Below are 25,703 nucleotides of genomic sequence, written 5' to 3'. Positions count from 1 at the left end.
GCACCGGGTAGGCCGCGGGCCGTGGCGCGGAGCGCCGACGCGACTGCCGCCGGAGGGGCGACGTCCGCCGCAACCATCCACAAGTCGACCGGTTGTCCACAGGCCGGCGAACGACCGCTCCGGACGCCTCGCCGGCAGCCAGGCTCGACCACATGACAGACCATGACCCGGTGCTCGCGGAGCCGCCGGCGGCGCCCGACGACGTGGCGGTCCCCGACGTCTCGGGCCTGGTCCGCGCGGTCCGCCGACGAGCCGACCTCTCCCAGCGGGAGCTCGCGGAGCGCACCGGGCTGGCCCGGTCGACGATCGGCCGGATCGAGAGCCGGTCGCTCGCGCCGAGCCTCGACACGCTCTCGGCGATCCTCGACGTCGCCGGCCTGCGGCTGGTCGCCGTCGACCAGGAGAACCGCCTCGTGCGGCCGATGGAGGACATCCCGGGCGATGTCCGCGACGGTGCGGGGCGCCGGTTCCCGTCGCACCTGGACACCGTGCTCGACCCCGTGGACGGCGAGTGGTGGGCCGACCGGTTCGGCCTGGCCCGACCGCCGGAGACGTTCCGCCGGGATCGTGCGATGCGCGACGTGATGCGCGCCCGCAGCGTGTGGGAGGTGCGGGTGGCGCTGTACCGGTGCGTCCCGGCTCCTCCGACCGTCGAGCGGTGGATCCAGCTGCAGTCGCGGTGCGAGTCGTGCGGCCGGCTCCCCGCGCCCGTTCCCCCGCCGTTCGCGCCCCAGCGGGTCGCGCGTTACCTGCGGGCCGCTGCCCATCTGAGCGGTGCCGCCACGTCCGGGCACGACGTGGCCCGGCGCACCCACGGCGGCGCGCCACGAGCGTCGCCGGGACGGTAGGTTCGGCGGCCGTGAGTACCGAGTACCGCCGCGAAGGCGCTTCCGGCACCGGCCTGGCCACGGTCACGACCGACGGCACCGTCCTCGACGTCTGGTACCCGGCGCCCGCGCTCGCCGGGACCGACGTGACCGACCCCGCCGACGACCTCGCCGCGCTCGTCGCGACCGACGAGCTGCGCGGGGTGCGCACCGAGGTCGTCCGCACCGAGATCGGCTCGCTGGCCGACGCCCCGGTCGACGCGGCCGACGCCTACCTCCGCCTGCACCTGCTCAGCCACCGGCTGGTCCGGCCGCACCAGGTCAGCCTGGAGGGCCAGTTCGGCCTGCTGGCCAACGTCGTGTGGACCAACCACGGCCCGTGCCCGGTCCCCGGCTTCGAGCTGACCCGCGCGAAGCTGCGGTCCCGCGGGCCCGTGACGGTCACGCACGTCGACAAGTTCCCGCGGATGGTCGACTACGTGGTCCCGTCCGGCGTGCGGATCGGCGACGCCGACCGGGTCCGCCTGGGCGCGCACCTCGCCGAGGGCACGACCGTCATGCACGAGGGCTTCGTGAACTTCAACGCCGGCACGCTCGGTGCGTCGATGGTCGAGGGCCGCATCTCGGCCGGCGTCGTCGTCGACGACGGCTCCGACATCGGTGGCGGCGCGTCGATCATGGGCACACTGTCCGGGGGCGGCAAGGAGGTCATCTCGATCGGCCGCCGCTGCCTGCTCGGCGCCAACGCCGGGCTGGGGATCTCGCTGGGCGACGACTGCGTCGTCGAGGCGGGTCTCTACCTGACCGCGGGCACGAAGGTCGTCCTTCCCGACGGGGCGACGACCGCGGCACGCGAGCTCTCCGGGCAGGACGGGCTGCTGCTGCGCCGCAACTCCGTCTCCGGCGCGGTCGAGGCGCTCGCCCGCACCGGCGACGGCATCGCCCTCAACGCCGCACTGCACACCAACTAGGACGTGAGCATGGACGGGGCCCCGCAGCCTCCCTCGAACCTGTACGGCGTCGCCGACCTGGGCGAACGACTCACGGCCGGGCCCGGTGAGCCGGCCGTCGCCCACGTGCGGGCGCTGCTCGACAAGCGTCTGCGCGCGATGCTGCACCACGAACCCGGTGTCCGGGACGGCTCCGACATCGAGGAGCTGCACCAGATGCGGGTCGCGGTCCGCCGGATGCGGGCCGCTCTCAAGGCGGCCCGCCCGCTCCTCGACCACACCTGGGCCGACGGTCTCCGGTCCGACCTCGGCCGCCTCGGACGGGCGCTGGGCCCGGTCCGCGACCTCGACATCATGATCGAACGCCTGCGGGGCGAGGTCGCGACGCTCCCGCCCGCCGAGCAGGACGCCGGGGACCGTCTCGTCGGTGTGCTCGAGGCCGAACGGATCGCGGCACGGGCGGAGATGCTCGACGAGCTCGACTCCGACCGGCACACCGCGCTGCGGCGACACCTGGTCGAGGCGGTCTCGGAACCGCTGCCGGAGCCGCCCGACGAGGTCGCCCGCCCGGCCCTGATCGACCTGGTGCGCGCCGAGACCCGCAAGCTCACCAAGGCGGTGCGGCGGGCCGGCGAGAACCCGCCGGACATGACCCTGCACGACCTGCGGATCCGCACCAAGCGGCTCCGCTACACCGGCGAGCTCGTCGAACCAGCGATGCGCGACGACGACGGCGACCGCACCAAGGACGCCAAGCACGTCAAGAAGATGCTCAAGGCCGCCGAGGGGCTCCAGGAGGTGCTCGGTGACCACCAGGACGCCTGCGTCGCCGAGCACCGCATCCGGGCCCTGCTGGACGAGCTGGGCAACTCCCCCGACGCGCACGAGGTCTTCGTCGGCGGGCGGCTCGTCGAGCGGGAACGTGCCCGGGCCGAGGACCTCCGCACCCGGTGGTGGGACGCCTGGCTGGAGCTGTCCGAACGCGCCGAGAAACTCTGACCGGCTACTCCCGGCGGTCGCCGATCCGCCAGACGGCGGCCGCCTGGAGACCGGCAGCGGCGACGAGCAGGACGATCGCCGGCGGGAACCCGCCGAGATCGATCAGCAGCCCCATCACCAGTGGCCCGATCCCGGCCGCGAAGTAGCCGATCCCGAGCCCGAACCCGCTGACGGCCGCGCTGCGCGCCGGCGTCGGCGTCCGCCAGGCGATGACGGTGAGGCCGAGCGGGAACCCGGCCCCGACCCCGATGCCGATCAGCGACGCCCAGAGCCACGGCAGCGGCGTCCCCGGCGCGGGCAGGAACAACGCCCCCAGGGTCCCGGCTAGACTGCTCAGGACCGTCAGCGACGCCCACAGCTGCCACCTCCGCTGCCGTTCCGCGGCCGCCCGGGAACAACAGCGCAGCCGGGATCTGCGCGATGCTCCAGACCGCCAGCAGCAGTCCCGCCGCCTGCGGGGACCACCCCTGCTGCTCGTAGAACGGCGACAGCCAGGTCAGCCAGCCGTAGAAGATCGTCGACGACCCGGCGAGATAGCAGGCGATCCGGCGGGCGAACGGATCGCGCCACGTCCGGAGCTCGTCCCGGACGGTGGTCTCCCCGGCGTCGTCGCCGACCGTGTTCCCGGCCGCCACCGGGGCGGCCCGCCCCATCCGCGACGCGACCGGGATCCACACCGCGACGGCCAGGACGGCGGGCACCGCCCAGACCGCGAGGGAGAACGACCAACCGCCCAGCGCGACGGCGAGCGGCACCGCGACCGCCGACGCGATCGTCGCACCGATCATCATCGAGACGACGTAGGCGCCGGTCACCGCCCCGGCCCGTTCGGCGAGGTGCTCCTTGACCACACCCGTCAGCAGGACGCCGGCAACGCCGATCCCCAGGCCGACCAGCACGCTCCCGCCGATGAGCGCCGGGAGCGCGGCGACGGCACGCAGGAGACTCCCCAGACCGATCGTGGCGACCGCGACACCGAGGAGCCGCTCCCGGCCGACCCGGGCCGCGACCGCGGCGGCCCCGAAAGACCCGGCCGACATCATCAGCACGGCGCCCGCCTGGACCAGTCCGGCGCCACCCGCCCCGATCCCGAGGTCGGCGCGGGCCGTCTCCAGCAGCGGCGGGTACCCGGCCAGACCGGCACGCAGGTTGACCGCGAGGGCCAGCACCCCGGCGAGGACGAGTCCCGGCCGCACGGCCCGGTGCACGGGCGGCGTACCCGCTGACGACGACATCGGCGCAGCTCCCTTGTCCGGCGAAACGATCAGGCCGTGTACCGGGCCCGTCCTCGCCGCACAGCGCGGAGCAGGAGCCCGGCGCGCGGTGCTCAGGTACCGCCGAGGCGCTCCACCGCGGCGTCGATGCGCTCGTCCGGTGCGGTCAGCCCGACGCGGACGTGCCGGGAGCCGGCCCGGCCGTAGAACTCGCCGGGCGCGACGAGGATGCCGAGATCGGCGAGCCGGTCCACGGTGGCTCTGCACTGCTCACCCATGGTGGCCCACAGGTAGAGCCCGGCCTGCGAGTGCTCGATCTCGAGCCCCGCCTTCTCCAGCCCGGCACGCAGGCGGGTACGACGGTCGTCGTAGCGCGCGGCCTGCTCGGTGACGTGGGCGTCGTCCGAGACGGCCGCCCCGAGCGCGGCCTGCACCGGCCGCGGGACGATCATGCCGGCGTGCTTGCGCACCTCCAGCAGACCCGAGACCAGGGCCGGGTCACCGGCGACGAACCCGGCGCGGTACCCGGCCAGGTTCGACACCTTGGACAGCGAGTGCACGGCGAGCAGGCCGGTGACGTCGCCGTCGCAGACGTCGGGGTGCAGCACCGAGCGCGGCGCCGGGTCGGCCTCGCCGGGGAGCCCCAGGTAGCACTCGTCGGACGCGACGACCGCGCCCCGTTCCCGGGCCCACGCGACGACCTTCCGCAGGTGCTCGACCGGAAGGACCCGCCCGGTGGGATTCGACGGCGAGTTCAGCCAGACCAGCCGGACGCGGGCCGGACCGGCCGCGGTCAGGCCGTCGGACCGGACGTGGTCGGCCCCGGCCAGCCGGGCACCCACCTCGTAGGTCGGGTAGGCCAGCTCCGGGATGACGACCGTGTCGCCGCCGGTGAGCCCGAGCAACGTCGGCAGCCAGGCGACCATCTCCTTGGAGCCGATCGTCGGCAGCACCGCCGCCGGGTCGACGCCGTCCACACCGAAGCGCCGCTGCAGCGAGGCGACGATCGCCTCCCGCAGCGGCGCGGGGCCGTGCGTCGTCGGGTAGCCGGGTTCCCCGGCGGCGGGCCCGGAGAGCGCGTCGCGGACGACCGCGGGGACCGGGTCGACCGGCGTGCCGACCGAGAGGTCGACGATGCCGCCCGGGTGCGCCGCCGCCCGCTCACGCGCCGGGACCAGCGAGTCCCAGGGGAAGTCGGGAAGGTCCAGCCGGCTCACTCGTCGTGTTCCTGCGGGGGCAGGCTCTTGGCCGGCTCCACGTCCATGTCGACCTTCCCGACCTTGGACGCACCGCCCGGCGAACCGAGCTCGTCGAAGAAGTCGACGTTGGCCTTGGTGTAGGCGGCCCACTGGTCCGGGACATCGTCCTCGTAGTAGATCGCCTCGACGGGGCAGACCGGCTCACACGCACCGCAGTCGACGCACTCGTCGGGGTGGATGTAGAGCATCCGGCCGCCCTCGTAGATGCAGTCCACCGGGCATTCCTCGATGCACGCCTTGTCGAGCAGGTCGACGCAGGGCTCGGCGATCACGTAGGTCACTTCGGTGGTCCTCCACTCGGGCCGCGGGCCCCCGTAGATCATGTGGTGGTGGGGTGCCCGGTCAAACTGGGACTCCCGCAGGTTAACCCGCGACCCCGGCAGGGGCAGGAGTGAGGTGGTCGGCGACATGCTGGACGAGTTGCACGGACGCCGGGTCAGCCTGCGGCACCGCATCGCACCGGAGGGCGCAGCGGGCCCCGGCCTGACCGACGCCGTGGGCGACCTCACCCCCGACGGGCCGGACGGTGTGGTCGTGCACACCCGTTCGGGACCGGTCCGGGTGGCGCGCGACGCCGTCGTCGCCGTGCGGGAGGTGCCACCCGCGCCGGCCCGGAGAGCGTCCCGGGCGGCCGTCGCCCGGCTCGAACGGCTCCGCTCCGCGGCCTGGCCCGCCCCGGTACAGGTGGAGCAGGGCGGATGGCTCCTGCGGGCCGCAGGCGGCTACACCAAGCGCGCCAACTCGACGCTCGTGCTCGGTGACCCCGGTGTGCCGCTCGTGACCGCGCTGGACGGGACGACGACGTTCGCCGCCACCCACGGCATCGCCCCGCTGATCCAGGCCCCGGTCGGTTCGCCGTGGTCGAACCGCGTCCGGGAGGCCGGTTGGCAGGTACTCGACGACCCGGGCGACTGCCTGGTGCTGGTGGCCGCGGTCGACGACCTCGTCCCCGCCGACGAACCCGTACCCGACCTGGCGCCCACCCCGCAGGACGGCTGGTGGTCGGTCGCCGACGAGCCCGTCCCCGAGCCCGGGACGCCGGCGTGGTCGGTCGTCGTCGCCGGCCGGACCGGCGGCCTCGGTGGGGTGGCGCGCCCGGGTGCGCAGAGCAAAGGCGGGGCCGCGGAGGGCCCGGCGCGTCACGGTGTGCAGAGCAAAGGGGCGAAGACAGACCACCCCCAGCTCGGCTTCGGCATGATCGTCTCCCAGCGGGACGAGCCCGTCGGGGTCGTCCGGGCCGCGGTCGTCGAGGACCACTTCTACGTCTCCCGGCTCCACGTCCGCCCTGAGCACCGCCGCCGCGGCCTGGCCGGCGATCTCATGCGCAGTGCGCTCGCGTGGGCCCGCGCGCACGGCGCCCGGCACGCGATGCTCGACGTCACCGCCGACAACGACGCCGCCCGCGGGCTCTACACCCACGACGGATGGACCGAGCACCACCGCTACCACTACCTGGCGCCGGCGCCCGCCCGCAGCTGATCCCGTGCGCCGGCCTCTCAGCCGCGGGCAGCGAGCCCGCGGCGCTCCAGCCACGTGTGGCCGTGCCGGGCGGCACGCTTGAGCCCCGACCACTCGCCGAGGTACTTCCCGACCACGCCGACGACCGGCAGCAGGCCGATCCACTGGTGGTAGAAGCGCCCGTTGGGCCGCTTGTCGAGCTCGTCCTCGACCGACCACAGCGCCCGGCCGAGCCGCCACACGGCGGCCCCGACCCTCTTCAGCGTCGCCCGGGTCCCGGAGCCCGCCAGATCGCCGGTGAGCTCCGAGGCCCGCGCGTCGACCGCCGCGTCCTCCTCGGCCGTGAGGGCCCGCTGGTCCAGCGTGAGTTCGCGCCGGAACAGCACCGACGCCAGCAGCTCCACGAGCCGGTCCTCGTCGCGGACGCCGTGCTCGCCGGCGATCGCCACGAGCAGCAGCCCCTCCCCCGCGGCACCGACGGCGTCGGAGACCGGCAGCGTCCGGGCGAGCGCGCCGCCCAGTCCCGGGATCGCCGCGATCAGGGTCGTGAACCGGCCGACCCGGTAGACCCACCAGTGCGCGCGGGCCTCGACGCCCATCCGCGCCCAGGCCGCCGTGCCCGGCACCTGGACCGACGCGAGCGTGTCGAGGATCTTGTCGGCGAGCGAGCGCTCCTCGGGGGTCGGCCCGTCGGCGGAACCGTCCGGGGCCGGGCGGGTCACGCCCGGCGCGACCCGCGCCCGCAGCCCGAACGGGTCGGACTCGCGCAGCCCGTCGAGGACGGGCCGGGTGGCCCGGACGAACGGCCGCAGCACCGTGACGAGGTAGTCGTCGGGCATCTCGGGCATCGTCTACAGCACCCTCGGTCCGGAACCGGCCACGAGGCCCTCGACGGCCCGCCGGAACGCGACCACACCGGCGGCGGCGCCCGCGACCAGCAACAGGAGCGACTGCCACGTCGCCGGCAGCAGCAGGTCGCCGCCGGGCCCGAACATCCCCAGCACCAGCACCGACGCGAACCACAGCAGCACCGGCGCGGCGGCGGCGGCCGTCGTCGGGGAGATCTCGGTGACGGTGGTGTGGACGAGCCACGGCAGCGACACCAGGACGACCACCGTGCCCACCGGCACCGGGACCGGCCCGATGTAGAGCATCTGGAACATCAGCTCGAAGGCCGCCAGCAGTACCGAGATCACCACCAGCAGCGCCGCGAACGGCAGCCGGGTCGGGTCGCTCACGTCTCGACTCCCTCGAACAGGTCCGTCTCGGAGGTCCCCGGGTCCGCGCCGTGCAGCACGAACTCCTCCGTACCCAGCAGCGGCTGGACGATCTCGTTGCTCATCGCGAACGCCGTCCACCCGTCCCCGCTGCGCACGTCGATCTGGGTGGTGTGCGCGCGCATCGCCGCGATCCGCTCGTCGTCGTGGGCCGAGACGTCGACCCGCGTCGTGATCGAGGCGGTGTCGTGGCCGGGGTGCTCGTCGGGCTCGGGCCAGCGCAGACCGGTCCGGCCCGGGTCCCCGCCGCAGGCGGTGAGCAGCTCGGCGAGGCCCTTGTCGAGCAGCGCGGTGGACCGGACGGCGAAGTACAGCTTGGCGACGACGTCCGGGCGCGCGGCCGCGGCGGCGACCGTCAGTTCGTGCGCACGGACGTGGTCGGGATGCCCGTAGGTCCCGTCCGCCGCGTAGGACACCAGCACCTGCGGCCGGACCGTGTCGACGACGTCGAGCAGCTGGGCCAGCTGGGTCCCGAAGACGTCCGGCGCGGCGAACGCCCGGGGGTGCAGCTCCGGCGGCAGCGCGGCCCGCGTGCCGTGCCCGGCGAGCACCATCCCGGTGTCCCGCCAGCGGCCGGCCCCGCCCAGGTAGCGGTGGTCCGGGCCACCGAGGGCGGTGAGCGCCGCGTCCAGCTCGCGGATCCGGTACCCGCCCAGCTGGTCACCCCGGTCCGGGGCGAGCTCGGCGAGCTCCGGCGGGATCACCTCGCCCTCCTCGCCGAGGGTGCAGGTCACGACGGTGACGCCGGTGTCGGGCTCGGCGGCGTAGCGAGCGATCGTGCCGCCGGTGGTCAGGGTCTCGTCGTCGGGATGTGCGTGGACGAGCAGCAGTCGGCGGGCGGGAGACACCGGGGGAGCTTACGAGGCGGTGATCGTCCGGGGCGCGACGGATCCGGGTAGCGGGTACGCGGCCGCCTCACCTTCGGCGGGCGGGACCGGCACCGACGCGCCGGTCAGCGGGACCGTCGGCACGGCCGTCGACGCCAGACCGGCGGGTTCGATCCCCCCGCGCACCAGCAGGTCACCGAGCGCCGCGATCATCGCGCCGTTGTCGGTGCACAGCCGCGGCGCGGGCACCCGCAGGGTGATCCCCGCGCCGGCGCAGGCCCGCTCCATCTCCGCGCGCAGGACCCGGTTCGCCGCGACGCCGCCGACCATGAGCAGGGTGTCGGCGCCGCGTTCGCGGCAGGCCCGCAACGCCTTGCGCACCAACACGTCGACGACGGCCATCTGGAACGACGCCGCGACGTCCGCGACCAGGAGCGCGCGGCCCGCGTCCTGGGCGGCCTCGACGTGCCGGGCGACGGCGGTCTTGAGCCCGGAGAAGGAGAACCCGAACGCCGCGTCGCGCGGGCCCGTCATCGGCCGCGGGAACGCGATCGCCGCCGGATCACCCTCGAGCGCGGCACGGGACACCGACGGCCCGCCAGGGTAGGGCAGGCCGAGCAGCCGGGCGACCTTGTCGAAGGCCTCCCCCGCCGCGTCGTCGACGGTGTCGCCGAGGTGCTCGACCGGGTCCCGGGCGAGGTCGCCGAGCGACAGCAGCGAGGTGTGCCCGCCGGAGACGATCAGGCAGACGCAGCGTTCCGGGAGCGGTCCGTGCTCCAGCACGTCGACGGCCGCGTGACCGGCCAGGTGGTGCACCCCGTACAGCGGGACGTCCAGCGCGGCCGCGTACGCCTTCGCCGCGGCGACCCCGACGTGCAGCGCCGGCGAGAGTCCCGGCCCTGCGGTGACGGCGACGGCGTCGACGTCGGACAGCGCGACCCCGGCCGACTCGACGGCCGCCCGGACCATCGGTACGACGGCGCTCACGTGGGCGCGGGCCGCGACCTCGGGGACGACCCCGCCGAAGCGGGCGTGCTCGTCCGCCGACGACGCCAGGCCCTCACCGAGCAGCACACCGTCCCGGACGAGACCGGCCCCGGTCTCGTCGCACGACGTCTCGATCCCCAGCACCAGCGACACGCCGGGCATTCTCCCAGCCCGGCGTGCCGCCGCGACGCCAGCCCTCAGGCGCGCACGACCTCGCGCTCCTCGGCGAAGTGGCAGGCCACCTGGTGCGAGGGCCCGGACCCGATCTGCAGCACCGGCTTGTCGTCGATGCAGCGCTGCTTGTCGGCGTCGGACAGCTCCAGGTGCTTCCAGCACCGGGTGCGGAACCGGCAGCCCGACGGCGGGTCGGCCGGGTTCGGCACGTCCCCGGTCAGCACGATCCGCTCCCGCGAGCGCTCCACCGCCGGGTCCGGGATCGGGACGGCCGAGATCAGCGCCTGCGTGTAGGGGTGCTGCGGCCGGTCGAACAGGTCGTCCCGGTCGGCGACCTCCACGACGTTGCCCAGGTACATCACCGCGACCCGGTCCGAGATGTGCCGGACCACCGACAGGTCGTGCGCGATGAACAGGTAGGTCAGCCCGAAGTCGCGCTGCACCCGCTCCAGCAGGTTCAGGACCTGCGCCTGGATGGAGACGTCGAGCGCGGAGACCGGCTCGTCGAGCACGACGAACTTCGGGTTGAGCGCGATCGCCCTGGCGATGCCGACCCGCTGGCGCTGCCCGCCGGAGAACTCGTGCGGGTAGCGCTCCGCGTACTCGGCGGACAGGCCGACGGTCTCCAGCAGCTCCGGGATCGTCTGGTCGGTGAGTTCGCCGCCGAGCAGCTCGTACTTCTCGGACAGGATGGAGCGCACCGTCATCCGCGGGTTCAGCGACGCGTACGGGTCCTGGAAGACGATCTGCATGTCCTCCCGGGCGGTCCGCAGGTCCTGCTGGGACAGCGCGGTGACGTCACGCCCGTTGACGTGCACGGTGCCCGCGGTGGGCTCGTGCAGCCGCAGGATCGCCCGGGCCGCGGTCGACTTGCCGCAGCCGGACTCGCCGACCAGCGACAGCGTCCGCCCCTCGGGGATCTCCAGGTCGATACCGTCGACGGCCTGGACGACGCCGACGGTGCGCTGGAACAGCACCCCCGAGCGGATCGGGAACTTCTTGGTCAGTCCGTCGGTGCGGAGCATCGGCTCGCCGGCCGCGTCGGCACCCGCGGCGTGCTCGACGGGGGCCGCGGGCTCCCGCGGGGTCGCGACGGCCTCGGCGACCCGGTCGGCGTGCAGGCACGCGTGCGCGTGCCCCGGCCGGCCGGTGATCTGCAGCAGCTCCGGGACAGTCTCCGCGCAGGTGGCGGTGGCGAACCGGCACCGCGGGTGGAACGCGCAGCCCGACGGGACGTGCGCCAGGTTCGGCGGCTGCCCCGGGATCGGCTCCAGCTTCTCCGGCCGGGCCTGGTCCATCCGGGCCAGCGACGACAGCAGCCCGTAGGTGTAGGCGTGCCGCGGCTCGGCGAAGATCTCGTCGTTCGTCCCGGTCTCGACGACCTTGCCGCCGTACATGACCAGGATCCGGTCGGCGTGCGCGGCGACCAGGCCCAGGTCGTGCGTGATCAGCACGATGGCGGTGTCGCGCTGCTCCTGCAGTTCCTCGAGCAGGTTCATGATCTGTGCCTGGACCGTGACGTCCAGCGCGGTGGTCGGCTCGTCGGCGAGCAGCACCTTGGGGTCGTTGGCCAGCGCCATCGCGATCATCGCGCGCTGCCGCATGCCGCCGGAGAACTCGTGCGGGTACTGCGCCGCCCGGGTCGCCGGATTCGGGATGCCGACCTCTCCGAGCAGGTCGACGGCCCGGCGGCGCGCGGTGACCTTGCCTGCCTGCCGGTCGTGCGCCCGGATCATCTCGGCGATCTGATCGCCGACCTTGTAGACCGGGTTCAGCGCGGTCAGCGGGTCCTGGAAGATCATCGCGATGTCCTTGCCGCGCAGCGCGCGCTGCTCGGACTCGGGCATCGTCAGCAGCGAGCGGCCCTCCATCAGCACCTCGCCGCTGGGGAACGTCGCGGGCGGGGCCGGGACGAGCCCCATCAGGCTCATCGTCGACACCGACTTGCCGGAGCCGGACTCGCCGACGATCGCGAGGGTCTCGCCGCGGTCGACGTGCCAGCTGACGCCGTCGACGGCCTTGACCAGGCCGCCGTCGGTCTCGAAGTGCACCCGCAGGTCGCGGACCTCGAGCATGTGCTCGCTCATCTCAGTTCCCCCCGCGCAGCTTCGGGTCGAGTGCGTCGCGCAGCCCGTCGCCGACGAAGGCGAACCCGAGCGTCGTGAGCATGATCGCCAGGGACGGGAACAGCCACAGGTGCGTGACCCCGTCCGCGGACAGGTACCGGGCGGCGGACGCGATCAGGCGTCCCCACTCCGGCACGTCCGGCGGGACACCGACGCCCAGCCAGGACAGCGACGCCATCGCCACGACCGTCACGCCGATGCTGGTCAGCGAGTAGACGAGCACCGGGGCGACGGCGTTGGGCAGGATGTGGCGGCGCAGGATCCGCCCGGTGCCCGCGCCGATCGAGCGGGCCGCCTCGACGTACTCGGCCTCGCGCAGCGCCAGCACCTGCCCGCGCATCAGGCGCGCCGTCGTCATCCAGCCCAGCGCCACCAGCGCGATGATCACCGGGACGACGCCGTTGCCGGTCGCCCGCACGATGACGATCGCGCCGACCAGCGCGGGGAACGCCAGGAAGATGTCGATGATCCGGCCGATCACCGAGTCCCAGGCACCGCCCTTGAACCCGGCCACCGCGCCCAGGGTCAGGCCGAGCAGCAGCGAGAACAGCACCGTCGAGACGCCGACGATCATCGCCAGCCGGGTGCCGTAGATGACGCCCGAGTAGAGGTCGCGGCCCAGCACGTCGGTGCCGAAGAAGTGGTCGGCCGACGGCGGCTGCAGCGTGTTGAGCAGGTTCTGCTCGAACGGGTCGTAGGGCGTCGAGAACGGCGAGACGATCGCGACGACGACCAGGAAGGCCACGATCACCAGGCCGGCCATCGCGAGCTTGTTCCGCCGGTAGCGGCGCCAGATCTCGGTGAACTGGCCGGGACCCTGCGGGCGGCCGACCGGCCCGGCTGCCGGGACGCCCGGGAGCGCCGACGACGGGTCGGCGTCCGACGGGGTGCCCGGGGTCGAGGTGGGCGCGGAGGTGGTCGCGCCGCTGGAGGGTGGTGGGTTCATGAGGGATCGCCTCGCGTGGGTTCGGGACCGGTCCGCTGCGACGCCGGAGCGTCAGTTCAGCCGGATCCGCGGGTCGAGGTAGGCGTACAGGATGTCGACGATCAGGCTCAGCACGACGTACGCGATCACCGTGTAGATGACGACGGCCATGATCACCGGCGCGTTGTTGTTCACGATCGCCCGCGAGAGCAGGTAGCCCACGCCGTTGTACTGGAACACGGTCTCGGTGATGATCGCGCCGCCGACGTAGGAGCCCAGTGTGAGGCCGACGAACGTGACGACCGGCAGCAGTGAGTTGCGGACCGCGTGCCTGCCGAGCACGGTGCGTTCCGGCAGCCCCTTGGCCCGGGCGGTGCGCACGTAGTCGGCGCGCAGCACCTCGAGCATCGACCCGCGCATCAGCCGGGCGACGAACGCCGCCTCGATGACGGCGAGGGTGAAGGCGGGCAGCAGCACGTCGAAGTACCAGGGCACCTCGACGGTGAAGCTGCGCGGCACCGGCGGGAACGGCCCGATCCCGGAGACGTTCGCGACCAGGAAGATCGCGAGGACGAAGACCGGAATGCCGATCATGACCGTGGTCAGGACGGTGACGAGCGCGTCCCAGAACGAGTAACGCCTGACGGCGGCCAGGATGCCGGCGCTGACCCCGAACAGCAGCAGGAACAGCATCGCGACGAGCCCGAGGATGATCGTGTTCGGGAGCACGGCGCCGATCAGCTCGGTGACCGGGCGGCGCTGGTCGAAGTCGATGCCGAGGTCGCCGGTGAACAGGTTCCCCAGGTAGTGCAGGAACTGGATCACCAGCGGCTGGTCCATGCCGAACTTGGCGCGGTTGAGGGCGGCGACCTCGGGCGGGACGGCCTTCTCCCCGGTCGAGGCGAAGGGGTCACCGAGCGCGAAGGTGGCCAGGAAGATCAGGAGTGCGGCGACGACGACGACCAGGATCCCCTGGAGCACGCGCCGGGTGATGAAGCGACCCATGTGGTGGTTTTCCCGTCAGCAGCGGACCCGGTGCCGGGCCCGCACCGCCGGATCGCGGCGGTGCGGGCCCGGCACCGTGGGTCACTTGAGGGTGATGGTCTCCAGCGTCGGGTTCTCGTAGAAGTCCATGCCGAGGTTGGCGAACTTCTCCGTGTTGATCAGCCGGTACTGCTGGCGCTCGAACATCGGGATGAGGGCGAGGTCGTCCCCGATCGCGATCTTCTCGGCCTGCTTGTACAGGTCGTCGCGCTGCGCCTCGTCCTTGGTGGCCGAGGCCTGGTCCATCAGCCGGTCGAACTCCGGGTTGGAGTAGCGGCCCCGGTTGTCGCCCAGCGCCGGGTCGTTCGGCGACGCGGCGCCGATCGAGCGGGTGGCCAGCAGCGGCGTCAGGAAGTTCGCCGCGGTCGGGTAGTCGGCGCTCCAGGCGAGACGCGAGATGCCGGTCACGGTCGGCGACTGCTGGTTGTCCAGCAGGTCACGGAACGGCACGCCCTCGTAGTTGACCTTGATGCCGAGGTTCTGCTCGATCTGCTGGCGCACCGCGGCGGTCCACTCCTCGTGCCCGCCACCGGTGTTGAACTGGAAGTTGATCTCGGTACCGGGCTGGAAGCCGGCCTCCTGGGCGAGCTGCTTGGCCCGCTCCGGGTCGAACGTGCACGCGTCGCAGACGCCCGGCTGGTAGGTCTGCGGGAACGCCGGCGGCACGAACGCGGTGGCCGGGGACTGCCCGCCCTGGAAGACGCCCGCGGTGATCGCTGCCCGGTCGATGGCCATCGAGACGGCCTTGCGCGCCGCGACCGTGTCCAGCGGCGGCTTGGTCACGTTGACGACCAGGAAGTTGATGCCCGCCGTCTTGCGGGACAGCCACTTGCCCTGCGGGTCGAACTCGGCCTGCGCCTGCTGGTAGACGGGCGTGGGCATCCGGGCCCAGTCGAACTGGCCGTTGCGGAAGCCGTTGTACTCGGTGTCCGCGCCGGTGTCGGCCGGAGTGATGGTGATCTCGACGGCGTCGAGGTTGGCCTTCTCGCCCGCCGTGTAGGCGTCGTTGCGGACCAGGCGGATGCCCTGGTCGTGCCGCCACGCGCCGTCCATCTTGAACGGGCCGTTGCCGATCGGCAGGTCGTTGTAGGTCGCGTTGTCGGCACCACCGGCCACGGTCGGGATCGGGGACAGCGCGGGGTGCGCGGTGCGGAGCTCGAACTCGCAGTTCGGCTCCTTCAGCGACACGACCAGCGAGTTCGGGTCGGTCGCGTTCACGCCGGACAGCTGCTGGGCCGTACCGGCCTGCATCTCGTCGTAGCCCTGGACCTGGTCCAGGTGGTACGAGACCTCGGAGGCCGACGCCTTCGCGCTGGTGCGCTCCCACCCGCGCTTGAACGACGCCGAGGTCAGCGCCTCACCGTTCGAGAACGTCTGGTTCGGCTTGAGGGCGAAGGTCCACTGCGTGCAGTTGTCGTTCGACTCCCAGGACTGGGCGACGCCCGGGTACTCGTCACCGTTCGGCTGCACCTGCACGAGGCCGGTGAACAGCTGCTTGGCGACCAGCGAGCCCTCGGACTCCTGCACGTTGTACGGGTCGATCGCGGTCGGCTCCGTGATGCCGAAACGGAAGATCCCGCCCGGCTTGCCGGGCACCTGCTCGGGAACGGGCGTCTCCGGGAACCCGGCGCCGGCCTGCGCGGCGTCCCCCGAGGTCCCCGTGTTGCTCTGCTGGCTGCAGCCGGTGAGGACGAGCCCCACCACCGCGGTCAGGGCGATGGCCGAGGCGGCCGCCCTTCTACCCCTCATCTGTCGTGCCTCTCGAAATCGGTGGGCGCACGCCGGCGTGGCACCCGCTCGGGACCGGGCGGTTCCCCGGATGTACTGCCGGGTAACCGCCCGAGAGGACGCTAGGAATGGCGTTCCTCCGGCCGCGACGCCGGTGGTCGATCGTGACCAAAGGGTGACCTCCGATCGACGTAACACCGTCGCGAACGGACGGGACAGTAACAACGGGAGACGCGCGTTCCCAGGGGTCCGATGCACTTCGAAACCTGTTTGGTACACACGTACCACTAGCCGTCACGGAAGCGGGACGCAGCGCACCCTCCGGGTGCCGGATCAGGCGTCAGTTGCCGCGGTCGCCCGGCTGCGTCGACATCTCCTCCTCGGCGGAGCCCTCCGGCTCGGCCCAGGTCCGGGCACCCGTCATCGGGCCGCTCTGGATCGGCCCCGGCGTCACCCGGGTGGCCGCGTCGGTCTCCCGGTTGCTGATCACCAGGCCCTGCGCCTGGAACAGCGGCAGCGCCGGCAGCTGGCGCCACAGGACCCGCTCCGCCTCGCCGACGACGGCCGGATCGGCGTCACCGACCAGCAGCTCGTCGAGCAGCGGCTGCAGCGCCGGGAAGCACGACGTTCCGGGCAGGTCCTCCGGGAGGTCACCGGGCGGGCAGCCGTAGTCGGAGTCCAGCCGCGGCCCGATCTCCCCGTACGCCGGCCGCGGCGCGACCAGCAGGTCGACCGCGACCTGGGACGCGTCGTCGGAGTCGCTCGACGACGAGGTCGGGCTCGACGACGTCGTGGGCGCCTGCTCCCCCGGCGCCCCGCCGGGGGCCGGGGCGGGCGTGGGAGCCGGCGTCGGCGTGATCGTCGAGGCCGACGTCGGCGTCGGCGTCGTCGGGGCGACGCTCGCGTTCGAGAGCAGGTCCGTCGCCGACGGCGCGACGACCGTCGACCCGATCCCGGCGACCCGGAGCTGTTCGGCGACGACGCGGGCGATCTCGACGTCCTCGCTGCGTTCCGCGCCCGCACCGATCACGATCGACAGCGGCCGGCCGCCGAGCGTCCAGCGCCCGTCGGCACCGCGCACGTAGCCGGCCTCGGTGAAGGCCCGCTCCGCGACCGCCGGATCGGGACGCCCGGGGGCGCCCGCGGGGGCCGTCGGCGCGTAGCCCGCGTCGGAGGGGGCGAACCCGAACGCGTCCACCGGGACCGAGTCCGGGCTGACCCGTTCGCGGATCGCGCCGCGGTCCAGGCTCGCCGCGATGCCCTCGCGCACCCGCGGGTCGGCGAGCGGCCCGTCCTGGGTGCGGAACGCGAGCTGCTGCACCGACGGGCGCGGGGCGCTCTGGACCGTCGGGGGCTCCGGGGAGCGCGCCAGCACGTCGAGCGCCTGGGTGATCTCCGGCCGGGCGTCGGGCAGGGCCAGGTCGATGCCCTGGCTCTCCAACGCGGTAGGGAGGGTGTCGGCCGGGATCCGGCGCAGGACGAACTCGTCGAGCACCGCCGGCGTGTCCCAGTAGGGGTCGTTGCGGACGAGCAGCACCTCACCGCGCAGCCGGTCGACCTGCATCAGGCGGAACGGGCCACCCGCGGCGGGAGTGCCGTTCGCGAACGGCGCGGTCCAGCCACCGGGGGCGTCCTTGAGCAGGTGCGCGGGCAGGAGGTTGTCGAACAGCTCCGGCCAGTGCGGGTAGGGCTCGCGGAAGACGACGTCGACGGCCTTGCCCGCGGCGCGCGACCGGACGTCGGTGATCTCCCGGTAGCCGGCGGCGCCGATGGTGTTGGGCTGGCTGCGCATCTGCTGCCAGAGGTAGACGAAGTCCTCGGCGGCGATCGGCGCGCCGGTCGACCAGCCGGCCTCGACGTTGAGCTCGTAGCTGACCGTGAACGGGCTCTGGGAGGTGACCTTCGCGTCGGTGGCCACCGTCCGGTCGAGCTGCCGGACGCCCTGCGCGCCGGACCGGAACACCGACGGCATCGTCATCGCGGCGATCGCCGTGGTCGCCGTCGACTGGTCCGACCGCAGGTGCGGGTTGAACCCGGCGCCCAAGTCGTCGATCCCCGCCACAACCCGGCTCGGGGTCGTCACGGGTTCGGCCGGCTGGTCGATGTCCGGCGGAGGTGCCGGCTGCGGGTCCGCGGAGCAGGCGGTCAGCGCCAGCAGGCCGGCCAGCAGCAGCGCGGGGAGCGCTCGGATCGGTCGACGTGCTCTCACGTCGGCATTATCCCCGTCCGGTCCTCCCGGCCCGGCGGACGGGGTCCGTCGGCGGGTGCCTTTGCTCTGCACACTCCGGCGCACCGGTCTGCTCCCTGCACCCGGGCGCACCGCCTTGCTCTGCGCACCCGGGCGCACGACCCGCCGCGGACCCCGGACCTCACTTCTCGGCGTTCGCCGCCGCCTTGGCCCGCGACCGGGCGCGGGCACGCAGGTTCGGGTCCAGCTCGATCTTGCGGATCCGGACGTTCTGCGGGGTGATCTCGACGCACTCGTCGGGCGCGCAGAACTCCAGCGACTGCTCGAGGCTCAGGATCGTCGGCGGGACCAGCTTGACCAGCACGTCGGACGTCGAGGACCGGACGTTCGAGAGCTTCTTCTCCCGGGTGATGTTGACCTCGAGGTCCTCGTTGCGGGTGTACTCGCCGACGACCATGCCGCCGTAGACCAGCGTGGTCGGACCGACGAACAGGGTCCCGCGGTCGGAGAGCTGGTCGACCGCGTGGCCGGTGACGGGGCCGCTGCGGTCGGAGATCAGCGAGCCCTTGTTGCGGGTGCGGATCTCACCGACCCACGGGCCGTAGCCGTCGAAGACGTGGCTGGCGATCCCGGCGCCGCGGGTGAGCGTGAGGAACTCGGTCCGGAAGCCGATCAGGCCACGGGCCGGGACCCGGAACTCCAGCCGCACGCGCCCCTCACCGTGCACCATGTCGCCCATCTCGCCCTTGCGGCCGGCGAGCAGCTGGGTGACACCGCCGAGGCTGTCGTCCGGGACGTCGACCGAGAGCTGCTCGAACGGCTCGTGCAGCTTCCCGTCGATCGTCTTCGTGACGACCTGCGGACGGCCGACGGTGAGCTCGAAGCCCTCCCGGCGCATCTGCTCGACGAGGACCGCAAGGGCCAGCTCGCCACGGCCCTGGACCTCCCAGGTGTCCGGACGGTCGGTCGGCAGCACCCGGACGGACACGTTGCCGATGAGCTCGGAGTCCAGCCGGTTCTTCACCAGCCGGGCGGTCAGCTTCTTGCCGGGCAGCGGGTCGCGACCGGCCAGCGGCGAGGTGTTGGTGCCGATCGTCATCGAGATGGCGGGCTCGTCGACGTCGATCCGCGGCAACGCGACCGGGTGCTCCGGGTCGGCGAGGGTGTCGCCGATGGTCACGTCCGCGATCCCGGCGACGGCGACGAGGTCACCGGCTCGGGCCTCCTCGGCCGGGACACGGGTGAGCGCCTCGGTCATCATCAGCTCGGTGATCTTGACGCGCGGGGTGCTGCCGTCCTCCCGGCACCAGGCGACCTGCTGGCCGCGACGGAGCACGCCGCCACGGATCCGGCAGAGCGCGATCCGGCCGAGGAAGCTGGACGCGTCGAGGTTGGTGACGTGCATCTGCAGCGGCGCGGACGGGTCGTCGGCCGGCGGCGGGACGACGTCGAGCAGCGTCTCGAAGAGCGGGGTGAGGTCGTCGGAGTCGGGCAGCTCGCCGTCGCCCGGGCGGATCCGGGAGGCCTTCCCGGCCCGCCCGGAGGCGTAGACGACCGGCAGGTCGAGCAGGTGTGCGGTGGCCGACTCGTCGAGGCCCAGCTCGTCGGCAAGCTCCAGCAGCAGCTCGAGGGACTCGTCGACGACCTCGGCGATCCGGGCGTCGCCACGGTCGGTCTTGTTGACCACGAGCATGACCGGCAGGCCGGCGGCGAGGGTCTTGCGCAGCACGAAACGGGTCTGCGGCAGCGGGCCCTCGGAGGCGTCGACCAGCAGGACGACACCGTCGACCATGGACAGGCCGCGCTCGACCTCGCCACCGAAGTCGGCGTGGCCGGGGGTGTCGACGACGTTGATCGTGTAGCCCTGCCAGCTCACCGCGGTGTGCTTGGCGAGGATCGTGATGCCCTTCTCGCGCTCGAGGTCGCCGGAGTCCATGATCCGGTCGACGGGCTCGGCGCGTTCGCCGAAGGCGCCGGACTGGCGCAGCATCGCATCGACGAGGGTCGTCTTGCCGTGGTCGACGTGCGCAACGATCGCGACGTTGCGCAGCTCGGGCCGGCCCGCGGAATCGGGCACGGCGTCGCTTCCGATCGCGGAGGCAGCGTCGAGGGCCGAGGCGGAACGAGGGATGGTCACACCACCACGGTATCGGCAGCAACCCCTGGCCCCTGCCCGCGGTGCAGGTTAGCCTGACCTCATCATGGGTAAGGTCGAGAAGAAGTGCTGCCGCTCCAAGCCGAAGTGCTGCAAGAACTGCCCGGTGGTCGCGATGCGCCTGCGCAAGGTCGGTGCCGACGACCTGAGCGGCAAGTCCTACCAGCGCGCACTCAAGGTCGCACGGATCTACTGACCACAGTGGACGACCGCTGATCAGCGGCTGAACCGGTCCGTCGATCGACACGGGCCGGGCGGGCGGAGTGGCCCGGAGCGCGGCGGAGCGCGTCCCCGGGCTCCGCGTGCGCCCCCGACGACGGCCGGTCGAACCCGTCCTTCGGCGGTGTCCGGGAGCACCCCGGACCGCACCGCGGGCATGGCCGGGATCGCACGGTCTGCTGCGTCACCCCGGTGCCGCGGGGCCACCGGAGCCGTCATCCGGCGGCCCGTCTGGCCGTGGCACCACCGGGCCCGGCCGGTCGCCCGGACACCGCGGCGCCCAGCGCGGCGAGGGTGGCGGCGGGGCGTCCCACGGGGTCCGACGGGTCGAGCACGAGCACCCGCCAGCCGTGCCAGCGGAGCATCGCCCGCCGCCAGCCCGCCCCGCACCCGTCACCCACCGACGAGGCTCCACGGATCTCCACCGCGACCCGGGCGTCGGGGAACGCCAGCCGCAGGACGACGCCCGCGATCTGGTGCTCGGAGCGCCACCCGGTCACCCGTTCCTGCACGAGCAGGGCGCGGAGCCGGTGCTGGGCGTGCTCGACGGCCTGCCCGGTCGCGGAGGCCAGCATCCGGGCGACGGCCGACGACCCGTGCGCGCCGCGGTACCTCCCGAGCGCGGCGGTGAGCGTGGCCAGGTCCGGGACGGAACGGGCACCTCCTGTTCCCGCCCCGGACAGGACCCGGGTCAGCAGAGCCTCCCCCGCGACGTGCGGTTCGAGGGCCGCCTCGATCAGCGCGAGCGCCGGCGCGGCGACGGCGATCCGGTCCCGGTGCACGACGTCGGCCTGGTTCAGCCCGCGGCGCCGGACCTGCACCTCCGGCCGGGGGCGCGGCGCGCGCCGGCGGGGGACGGTCACGGTGACCGTCACCGGGGCGTCCGGGATCAGCCCCCACCACCAGGCGGCCGCGGCGCCGGTGAGGACCGCGTCCTCCCCCGCCCACAGCACCGCCGCCCGCAGCCGGCCGGCATCGGTGACCGCGTACGTGGTGTCCCGGTAGACCCGCGGATGCACCGGCACCCAGCGGCGCGCCGCCAGCCGGCGGTCCACGGCGTCCGGTGAGACGCCCGCCCGCACCGCCTGGCCACGGGAGAGCACACCGTCCTGGGCGGCGAGCAGGTGCTCGACAGGACCGGGCGGGGCGCTCCGCGACCGTCGACGGCCGGGTGGCGCTCCCTGCGCCCCGGCGGAGCCGGCGGCCGGCCCCTGCTCAGGGGACGGGGACGGCGGGAGGGTAGAGGGCATCGGGCTGCGAGTCATGCGGCTTGGACGACACCCGGGGCCCGGCGGTTCCCCCGACTTCCGGAGCCGTCGTCGTTCCGGCACGGTCCGCCGCGGTCCACGCGCCGGGATCAGGACCGGAGCAGGTCGACCAGCTCCGCGACGACGGCCCGGTCCGCGTCGAGCCAGCCGAGGGCCGCCACCTCGTGCGCCCCGACCCATCGCAGCGACCGGTGCTCGCGGGCCTCCGGGTCGGGCGAGTCCGGCGTGAGCCGGGCGGTGCGGATACGCAGCACCCGGCGCCCGATCGGCAGGTCGGTCCCGATCCGGCCGTCCGCGCGGATCCGTGCCCCCAGCTCCTCTCGGCACTCCCGGACGAGCGCGTCCGTCTCGCTCTCCCCTGGCTCGACCCCACCTCCGGGCAGCTCCCAGCGACCGGCGATCTCGGCCGGGTAGGACCGCTGGGCGACGAGCAGCCGCCCGTCGCGCACGATCGCCGCACCGACGACGACGGGGGCCCGGCCCAGCTCCCCGGCCCGCTCGGCGACGACGTCGCGGCGCGCCCCGAGCAGGCGACGGCCGTACCGGCGCAGCACCGGATCGGAGAGCCGTCCGAGGACGCCGAACGGCGGTGACCAGGTGAGTTCGTCGCGGACCCGGGTACCGGCGCCGTCCGGGATCACCCGGGTCGCGTGCCGCAGGACGGCGGCCGGTCCCGTCGCGAGCTCGGACCACACTCCGGCAACGCCGGCCCGGGTGATCCGGGTCCGGCAGGCGAGGACCCCGCCCGGCAGGGCGACCCGCACCTCGTCGCCGGCGACGAGCAGCCGGGCGGGGGCGGTGAGCCGCGCACCGGTCCGGGAGAGCGCCTGCTCCGCAACGGCCGTCTCCCGGAGGACCCCCGCGACGAGCGCCGGTGGTGCGTCCACGTGGTGGTCGAGGGTCAGCACGGGCACACGGACGATCCTCGCAGGACGGGTCCCGGCGGCCGTCCCGGGCCGGATCTCGCCGAAACGCCACGGCCACCGGCGGTCGCGGCCAGGCTGGCGGCGTGCAGCAGACCCTCGGTGCTCCCGGAGAACGGGCTGTCCCGGCCGCCCGGCCACCCGCCGTCCGCATGACCGGCCTGGGCCGGGACTTCGGCGCGGTGCGCGCCGTCGACGGCGTCGACCTGGACGTCCCGATGGGATCGGTCCTTGGCCTGCTCGGGCCGAACGGGGCGGGCAAGACCACGCTGCTGCGGATGCTGCTCGGGCTGCTCGCCCCGACCGACGGCACGATCGAGCTGCTCGGGCGGCAGCTCCCGGGTCGGGCCGCCGAGGTCCTCCCGCACGTCGGCGCCCTGATCGAGGGCCCGGCGCTGCACGGGCACCGGACGGGCAGGCAGAACCTGCTGCGGTACGCGGCGGCCGAACCGCTGCTGGCCACCGACCGGGTCCCGACCGCCGTCACCGCCGTCCTGGAGCGGGTCGGGCTCAGCGGCGCTGCGGACCGGAAGGTGCGCGAGTACTCGCTCGGCATGCGGCAGCGGCTGGGCCTCGCCGTCCCGCTGCTGACCCGACGACGGCTCGTGGTCCTCGACGAGCCGACCAACGGTCTCGATCCGGCCGGCACCCGCGACGTCCGCCGGCTCGTCGCGGAGATGCACGCGGCCGGCGCGACCGTGGTGGTCAGCTCGCACCTGCTCGCCGAGATCGAGACCACCTGCACGCACGTCGCCGTGCTGCGGGCGGGGCGGCTGGTGGCCGCGGGCCCGTTGCGGGACCTGCTCGGCGGCGCGGCCGGACGGCTGGTCGTGACCACACCGGACGGCGGCCGCGCGGTCCGTGTCCTGCTCGACCGCGGCATCGACGCCGAGGTGGCACCGGAGGGCCGGGTGCAGGTCGCGGCCGGGCCGCCGGCGCCGGACGTCGTCGCGCTGCTCGTGCACGCCGGTGTCGCGGTGCACGGGGTGACCCGGCCCGTGGCCCGACTGGAGGAGGTCTTCGCCGACCTCACCGGGGACCCCGGCCCGGGCCGGACGCCCGGTGGACCCGGGGCGTACCGGTGAGCACCACGGTCCGCCCCGGTACAGCACCGCGCGCGGCCGGCCGGGCCACCGCGGCACAACTCCCCCGCCTCCTCCGCTCGGAGCTCGAGCTGGCCCTGGCGCGCCCGCGGACCGCTGTCGTGCTCGCCGCGGCGGCGGCCGTCCCGGTGCTCGCGACGCTCGCCCTGGCCGGCGGGCCCGGCGACCTGACCCACGCGCTGGGTGTCCTGGTGGTCGCTCTGTCCGAGCCGGCCGCGTTCTCCCTGGGCATGCCCCTCGTGCTCGTCGCCGCGGACGCGTTCGCCGCCGAGCGGGGCCGCGGCACCCTCGACGGGCTGCGCCTGTCGCCGGTCGGCCCCGGACGGTTGTTGCTGCTCAAGGCCTCGGCGGTGGCGTGTGCGGCGACCCTGTCCGCACTCGTCGTGGTCGCCGCCGCGCTGGTCGCCGGTGGCCTGGTGCTGGGCGCCGGGCCGTACGGCACCGGGGTGACGCTCGGGCGGGCGCTCGTCCTCGCCGCCTGGGTGACCGGGCAGCTGACCGGGCTCGGTCTGCTGCTCCTCGCGTTGTCGGCGGCGGTGCGGCGACCGGCGGTCGTGGTCGCCACCGGGCTCGCCGCCCTCACCGCCGCCCCGCTGGTCGCGACGGTCCTCCCGGATGCCGCCGCCGTGCTCCCCTCCGGGCACTGGCACGAGGTCCTCGCCGCGGTCACGGCCGTACCCGCCGACACCGGCGCGGCGTGGGCCACCACGGTGCGCGCGGCGGGGTTCGCCGTGGCCGGGGCCGGGATCGTGCTGTTCCTGCTCACCCGCCGCGACGGGTGACCCGGCGGTCGTCCCGCCGTGACGCGCGGTCCGGTCTGCGCCACGATGGGCCGATGGCCACCCCGCTGCTGACCGACGCCGAGATCACCGACGCCCTGCGGACGCTCCCGGGCTGGGACCGGGACGGGGACTCGATCGTCCGCACCGCACGGCTGCCCGACTTCGTCGCCGCCGTGTCGGTGGTGGACCGCGTCGCCGACGACGCCGAGGCCGCCGACCATCACCCGGACATCGACATCCGCTACAACACGCTCACGTTCCGGCTCTCCACGCACTCCGAGGGCGGGCTCACCGCCAAGGACACCGGCCTGGCCGGCCAGATCTCCGACCGGATCGCCACCGCCGGCGGCTGAGCCCGGCCGGGACGGCCCGGCCGCCTCAGAGCCGGCGGTTGCGCAGGACCGGGATCTGCTCGCGGACCTCGGCGGCGACCGCCGGGTCGACGTCGGCGACGAGCACACCCGGGCCGGCGTCGAGCGAGTGCACGATCTCCCCGCGCGGTCCGGCCACCAGGCTGTACCCGATCCCGGTGGGGGCCTTGCCGTGCTCCCGGCCGACGGTCGTCGGGTCGGCCTGGTCACAGGCGACGACGAACGACCCGGTGTCCAGCGCCCGCGCGCGGACCAGCAGCTCCCACTGCTCACGCTTCCCCGCTCCCGCACCCCAGGACGCGGGCACGAGCTGGACGGTCGCGCCCGCGTCGGCGAGCCGCTGGTAGAGCCCGGGGAACCGGACGTCGTAGCAGGTGGAGAGCCCGACCCGGACCGGATCGGTGCCGGGCCCGTCCGCCTCCGGGACGTCGACCGTGACCGGTTCGGTCCCCGGCGCGACGGTGTCGGACTCGGCGAACCCGAACGCGTCGAACATGTGGATCTTGTCGTAGTGGGTGTCCACACCGGCACCGGTGACCAGGAGGGTGTTGCGGACCCGGCCGTCACCGGAGGGGGTGAACATCCCGACCACCACCGTGATCCCGGCGGCCGCGGCCAGCCCACGCACCCGCGACGCCCACGGCCCGTCCAGCGGCTCGGCGACCGGTCCCAGCGCGGTGCCGAAGCAACACATGCCGGCCTCGGGGAACACGACGATGCGGGCCCCCGCACCGGCCGCCTCCCGGACCCACGGTCCGATCTCGGCGAGGTTCTCCTCGGGGTCGCGGGTGGAGGAGATCTGGGCCAGTGCGATCCGCATGGACCGGTCGTACCACGTCCACCTGGTGGACGCGCCGGTCGAGCCGCGGGCGGAACGTGGGGTACGGTCGAACCGTGCT

The 25,703-nt window shown here is 74.0% G+C and carries 24 protein-coding genes and 1 pseudogene; 8 read left to right on the top strand and 17 right to left on the bottom strand.

From position 1 onward, the window contains the following. The first annotated feature begins 152 nt into the window (after nt 1-152). From Ae150APs1_RS20000 to Ae150APs1_RS19990, 3 genes are read left to right on the top strand one after another with little or no spacing between them, the layout of a single operon-like run. Nucleotides 153-848: a helix-turn-helix transcriptional regulator gene (locus tag Ae150APs1_RS20000; RefSeq protein ID WP_082399138.1), complete on the top strand. Its 696-nt coding sequence runs from the start codon at nt 153-155 to the stop codon at nt 846-848. An 11-nt stretch (nt 849-859) separates the two neighbouring features. Then, complete coding sequence (gene dapD, locus Ae150APs1_RS19995; RefSeq protein WP_075299574.1) at nt 860-1,798, top strand: 2,3,4,5-tetrahydropyridine-2,6-dicarboxylate N-succinyltransferase; 939 nt, start codon at nt 860-862, stop codon at nt 1,796-1,798. A 9-nt stretch (nt 1,799-1,807) separates the two neighbouring features. Then, entirely contained in the window at nt 1,808-2,776 is a 969-nt protein-coding gene (locus Ae150APs1_RS19990; protein ID WP_075299572.1) for a CHAD domain-containing protein, read from the top strand. A gap of 4 nt (nt 2,777-2,780) precedes the next feature. On the opposite strand, the gene Ae150APs1_RS33775 is transcribed toward Ae150APs1_RS19990, so the two are convergent. From Ae150APs1_RS33775 to fdxA, 4 genes and pseudogenes are all read right to left on the bottom strand, one after another. Further along, nucleotides 2,781-3,083, bottom strand: a complete 303-nt coding sequence (locus tag Ae150APs1_RS33775) for a hypothetical protein (RefSeq protein ID WP_249266401.1) — start codon at nt 3,081-3,083, stop codon at nt 2,781-2,783. Nucleotides 3,084-3,231: 148 nt separating this feature from the next. Then, nucleotides 3,232-4,011: pseudogene (locus Ae150APs1_RS33770) on the bottom strand (MFS transporter); the annotation flags it as partial. A 92-nt stretch (nt 4,012-4,103) separates the two neighbouring features. Beyond that, the gene (dapC, locus tag Ae150APs1_RS19980) at nt 4,104-5,207 is read right to left on the bottom strand and encodes a succinyldiaminopimelate transaminase (RefSeq protein WP_075299569.1); all 1,104 of its coding nucleotides are present in this window, start codon (nt 5,205-5,207) and stop codon (nt 4,104-4,106) included. Further along, entirely contained in the window at nt 5,204-5,530 is a 327-nt protein-coding gene (gene fdxA / locus Ae150APs1_RS19975; RefSeq protein ID WP_010241582.1) for a ferredoxin, read from the bottom strand. Before fdxA ends, dapC begins: the two co-directional genes overlap by 4 nt. A 127-nt stretch (nt 5,531-5,657) precedes the next feature. Between fdxA and Ae150APs1_RS19970 the strand changes: the two genes are divergently transcribed. Then, nucleotides 5,658-6,728 carry a GNAT family N-acetyltransferase gene (locus tag Ae150APs1_RS19970; RefSeq protein ID WP_139316994.1) on the top strand — a complete coding sequence of 357 codons (1,071 nt, stop codon included), beginning with the start codon at nt 5,658-5,660 and terminating at the stop codon, nt 6,726-6,728. 17 nt (nt 6,729-6,745) lie between these two features. Here Ae150APs1_RS19970 and Ae150APs1_RS19965 read toward each other — a convergent pair whose 3' ends face one another. The 10 genes from Ae150APs1_RS19965 to typA form a co-directional block, all read right to left on the bottom strand. After that, a complete protein-coding gene (locus tag Ae150APs1_RS19965) occupies nt 6,746-7,546 on the bottom strand; it encodes a hypothetical protein (RefSeq protein WP_349289888.1) in 801 nt (266 codons plus the stop codon). 12 nt (nt 7,547-7,558) lie between these two features. After that, nucleotides 7,559-7,945 carry a hypothetical protein gene (locus Ae150APs1_RS19960; protein ID WP_075299563.1) on the bottom strand — a complete coding sequence of 129 codons (387 nt, stop codon included), beginning with the start codon at nt 7,943-7,945 and terminating at the stop codon, nt 7,559-7,561. Further along, nucleotides 7,942-8,832, bottom strand: coding sequence for an N-acetyl-1-D-myo-inositol-2-amino-2-deoxy-alpha-D-glucopyranoside deacetylase (mshB, locus tag Ae150APs1_RS19955; RefSeq protein ID WP_060573938.1), 891 nt, complete (start codon nt 8,830-8,832; stop codon nt 7,942-7,944). The genes Ae150APs1_RS19960 and mshB overlap by 4 nt, the downstream gene beginning before the upstream one ends. 9 nt (nt 8,833-8,841) lie before the next feature. Continuing rightward, on the bottom strand, nt 8,842-9,960 hold the full coding sequence (tsaD, locus tag Ae150APs1_RS19950; RefSeq protein ID WP_075299561.1) for a tRNA (adenosine(37)-N6)-threonylcarbamoyltransferase complex transferase subunit TsaD: 1,119 nt from the start codon (nt 9,958-9,960) through the stop codon (nt 8,842-8,844). Between the two features lie 35 nt (nt 9,961-9,995). Continuing rightward, nucleotides 9,996-12,059, bottom strand: a complete 2,064-nt coding sequence (locus tag Ae150APs1_RS19945; protein ID WP_075299559.1) for an ABC transporter ATP-binding protein — start codon at nt 12,057-12,059, stop codon at nt 9,996-9,998. Nucleotide 12,060: 1 nt separating this feature from the next. Further along, nucleotides 12,061-13,044, bottom strand: a complete 984-nt coding sequence (locus Ae150APs1_RS19940; RefSeq protein ID WP_010241592.1) for an ABC transporter permease — start codon at nt 13,042-13,044, stop codon at nt 12,061-12,063. A 51-nt stretch (nt 13,045-13,095) separates the two neighbouring features. Beyond that, nucleotides 13,096-14,028: an ABC transporter permease gene (locus Ae150APs1_RS19935; RefSeq protein WP_010241593.1), complete on the bottom strand. Its 933-nt coding sequence runs from the start codon at nt 14,026-14,028 to the stop codon at nt 13,096-13,098. 81 nt (nt 14,029-14,109) lie between these two features. Continuing rightward, a complete protein-coding gene (locus tag Ae150APs1_RS19930) occupies nt 14,110-15,816 on the bottom strand; it encodes a peptide ABC transporter substrate-binding protein (RefSeq protein WP_075299557.1) in 1,707 nt (568 codons plus the stop codon). Nucleotides 15,817-16,135: 319 nt separating this feature from the next. After that, nucleotides 16,136-18,004 carry an ABC transporter substrate-binding protein gene (locus Ae150APs1_RS19925; protein WP_075299555.1) on the bottom strand — a complete coding sequence of 623 codons (1,869 nt, stop codon included), beginning with the start codon at nt 18,002-18,004 and terminating at the stop codon, nt 16,136-16,138. A 160-nt stretch (nt 18,005-18,164) separates the two neighbouring features. Continuing rightward, the gene (gene typA / locus Ae150APs1_RS19920) at nt 18,165-20,060 is read right to left on the bottom strand and encodes a translational GTPase TypA (RefSeq protein ID WP_249266577.1); all 1,896 of its coding nucleotides are present in this window, start codon (nt 20,058-20,060) and stop codon (nt 18,165-18,167) included. A gap of 124 nt (nt 20,061-20,184) precedes the next feature. On the opposite strand from typA, the gene Ae150APs1_RS32185 reads away from it, so the two are divergent. Continuing rightward, nucleotides 20,185-20,334: a hypothetical protein gene (locus Ae150APs1_RS32185; protein ID WP_170918111.1), complete on the top strand. Its 150-nt coding sequence runs from the start codon at nt 20,185-20,187 to the stop codon at nt 20,332-20,334. A gap of 238 nt (nt 20,335-20,572) precedes the next feature. On the opposite strand, the gene Ae150APs1_RS19915 is transcribed toward Ae150APs1_RS32185, so the two are convergent. Together Ae150APs1_RS19915 and Ae150APs1_RS34370 are read right to left on the bottom strand one after the other, a co-directional pair. Beyond that, on the bottom strand, nt 20,573-21,460 hold the full coding sequence (locus tag Ae150APs1_RS19915; protein ID WP_075299553.1) for a hypothetical protein: 888 nt from the start codon (nt 21,458-21,460) through the stop codon (nt 20,573-20,575). A 254-nt stretch (nt 21,461-21,714) separates the two neighbouring features. Continuing rightward, nucleotides 21,715-22,539 carry an NUDIX domain-containing protein gene (locus Ae150APs1_RS34370; RefSeq protein WP_283160254.1) on the bottom strand — a complete coding sequence of 275 codons (825 nt, stop codon included), beginning with the start codon at nt 22,537-22,539 and terminating at the stop codon, nt 21,715-21,717. Nucleotides 22,540-22,634: 95 nt separating this feature from the next. Here Ae150APs1_RS34370 and Ae150APs1_RS19905 point away from each other — a divergent pair, with 95 nt between their 5' ends. Genes Ae150APs1_RS19905 through Ae150APs1_RS19895 form a run of 3 tightly spaced genes read left to right on the top strand, consistent with a single transcriptional unit; the run spans nt 22,635 to nt 24,786 of the window. Continuing rightward, nucleotides 22,635-23,633 carry an ABC transporter ATP-binding protein gene (locus Ae150APs1_RS19905; protein ID WP_075299551.1) on the top strand — a complete coding sequence of 333 codons (999 nt, stop codon included), beginning with the start codon at nt 22,635-22,637 and terminating at the stop codon, nt 23,631-23,633. Next, the gene (locus Ae150APs1_RS19900; RefSeq protein WP_075299549.1) at nt 23,630-24,433 is read left to right on the top strand and encodes an ABC transporter permease; all 804 of its coding nucleotides are present in this window, start codon (nt 23,630-23,632) and stop codon (nt 24,431-24,433) included. Before Ae150APs1_RS19905 ends, Ae150APs1_RS19900 begins: the two co-directional genes overlap by 4 nt. A gap of 53 nt (nt 24,434-24,486) precedes the next feature. Then, the gene (locus Ae150APs1_RS19895; RefSeq protein ID WP_010232766.1) at nt 24,487-24,786 is read left to right on the top strand and encodes a 4a-hydroxytetrahydrobiopterin dehydratase; all 300 of its coding nucleotides are present in this window, start codon (nt 24,487-24,489) and stop codon (nt 24,784-24,786) included. A 25-nt stretch (nt 24,787-24,811) separates the two neighbouring features. Here Ae150APs1_RS19895 and Ae150APs1_RS19890 read toward each other — a convergent pair whose 3' ends face one another. Further along, nucleotides 24,812-25,624 carry a carbon-nitrogen hydrolase family protein gene (locus Ae150APs1_RS19890; RefSeq protein WP_075299547.1) on the bottom strand — a complete coding sequence of 271 codons (813 nt, stop codon included), beginning with the start codon at nt 25,622-25,624 and terminating at the stop codon, nt 24,812-24,814. Nucleotides 25,625-25,703: the final 79 nt, after the last annotated feature.

It is taken from the genome of Pseudonocardia sp. Ae150A_Ps1, assembly GCF_001932315.1.
Taxonomy (GTDB): domain Bacteria; phylum Actinomycetota; class Actinomycetes; order Mycobacteriales; family Pseudonocardiaceae; genus Pseudonocardia.
The sequence above is the reverse complement of the archived record's forward strand: the minus strand, read 5'-3'. Positions and strand labels throughout refer to the sequence as shown.